The 622-nt window shown below is 39.4% G+C and carries 1 protein-coding gene; it reads right to left on the reverse strand.

Translation table 11 applies throughout. The features are described from left to right. Nucleotides 1-366: 366 nt before the first annotated feature. Nucleotides 367-622 (reverse strand): methylenetetrahydrofolate reductase (locus tag A3735_RS27470; protein WP_197486096.1); only part of this gene is annotated, 256 nt, incomplete at its 5' end.

The raw sequence follows: 622 nt of genomic DNA on the forward strand, positions 1-622 counted from the left end.
ACTAAAAATACTCATAAGGCCCCCTAAAGGAAATATTTACCGCTCGAGCGGTATTACTTTACATATGTTCAGTATCCTGCTGCGTGTCTCTACATTACGATTAGTGAGTGCTAGGGAGATAACAAAACTGATCGCCGAAGTCATAGTCACAAGGTCGCAATATTTTTTAACTGGTTAATATTTGTTCTATGAGTCTAGACCAAATGGCTAAAGTTTTCTTTACTTGGAAGAAAATTTAAATGAATTGTCACAAAACATGACAATATAGAACTTAAGAAAGGGAGCAGCTAGCCGGTCAGGATAAACGATATATTTTTATGCCTGACCACCAGCAGAAGGGCTTAACGAAAATAAGATGAAAGCAGTTTAAAAGCGAATTTTTTCCTCGTCACTTAGGCCAAGATTGTCCCAAACTTTTAAGTTTGGTTCGGCTTGATTAAGTGTATAAAAATGTAGACCCGGAGCGCCAGCTTTTAACAACTGCTCACACATTTGACTTACCACTTCTTCACCAAACTTCTGAATGCTAACAGTATCATCGCCATAAGCTTCGAGCTGTTTTTTGATCCAGCGTGGAATTTCAGCACCGCACATGTCGCTAAAGCGAACCAAGCTGCTGTAG

It is taken from the genome of Oleiphilus sp. HI0061, from assembly GCF_001635675.1.